This window comes from Corynebacterium kozikiae (genome assembly GCF_024580965.1).
Lineage (GTDB): Bacteria > Actinomycetota > Actinomycetes > Mycobacteriales > Mycobacteriaceae > Corynebacterium > Corynebacterium kozikiae.
Window position 1 is genome coordinate 1 of record NZ_JANIKJ010000045.1, and the last position, 1,315, is coordinate 1,315.

Sequence of the window (1,315 nt, forward strand, 5' to 3'; positions counted from 1 at the left end):
TCTGCACTCGGGATGGTCAGCCCCGTCGACTTCGAGAACCACGCCGGTGCAATCAACAGCAGCAAAGAAATAGCTGCCTAACCACTAGGTAGCTCCACTACGTGTCCACGATTTGCGGGCAACCCCACCCCTAATGCTAGTTGGGAAAGCTATGCACGCTGTGTTGGAAACGGTATTGCTGAACCGGCAGATGTTCTGCTGCGTAACCTCGAGGAAACAGTTGCCAAATTACCGATCCAGCAAACTCTCGCTAATTTGAGTGCTCACATGCTAGCTACCTGAACTTAAGTAGCGCTTGCAGAAACTAAAAACGTGCCGCGTTGTCCGAGAGGGCGCCGCGGCGCCTTCGTGGGTGAGGCCAGAAATATATAGCGGCGTCATTTGTGTTGAGAGTATCGTGTTATACGAGGTGTTAACCCCACAATGAGGCTATGGGAGTGTCGGGTGAAAGCAAAATATATGTTCGAAGAGTTTTTGAGGATCGCCGTAGCACTTAATGGGGTTGGCATCACTCCCACCCTAATGGGGTCCCTCGGCCTGGAGCAGGTGACTAAAGCAGAATGGGATCCGAAGGATATCGATATTCATGTACCCGGTGATCCGCGTGGTTGGGAAGCTCCAGATGAAGAGAGAATCTTTGCCGCCCAGCAAATCGAGCAAGTCATGACCGTTTTGGGGTATGAGCTTGTCGACCTACATGAGTTCGAGTTCCGGCGCGATGGGTTGTCAGTGGAATTCGGTGTGATTGACACGTTGCAGGAATTCGCTGGCGTTGAGGTAGGAGATCTAGAACTAAGGTCTAAAAATGGAGTGGAGTTCTACCTTCCAGACCGACACCAGTTCTTGGCAATCTACCGGGCGTCATCTCAAGACGGCTACCGAAATGAACATAATAACTCTAAGGATTTCAAGAAAATTGAGTATCTGGAGGATTCGCTAAGGGCCGGATGACCTTCGTGACGCGATCAGAGTTGCTGTGGGGCAATTCGAGTATTGACCTTTGACCGTTTGAGCAGGCCCATCGCTTAGATTTTCCACGCTCCGCCGTCATCATCGAACTGCGAATGTGAAGCTTCCTGGCGTGACTTGTGAGGAACACGAGGGGAATCAAACGTCTTACATCCGAGAGAGGTGGCCTGCATCGATCCGCGTGAATAGGCCATCCGGCCCTCCCATTAATGGTCAGGATGGCTCTGTTGCAAAAATCGTGAAGCTTGAGCATGCTTGGCGGAGATTGGACGGACGGAACGATGACGGATTTCAAGTGGCGCCATTTCCAGGGTGATGTGATCCTGTGGGCGGTGCGCTGGTATTG

General features: G+C 51.8%; 1 protein-coding gene. It reads left to right on the plus strand.

Going from position 1 to position 1,315, the window contains the following annotated elements; genetic code table 11:
• The first annotated feature begins 444 nt into the window (after positions 1-444).
• Entirely contained in the window at positions 445-951 is a 507-nt protein-coding gene (locus tag NQ018_RS11240; RefSeq protein WP_257038424.1) for a hypothetical protein, read from the plus strand.
• The last annotated feature ends 364 nt before the right edge of the window (positions 952-1,315 follow it).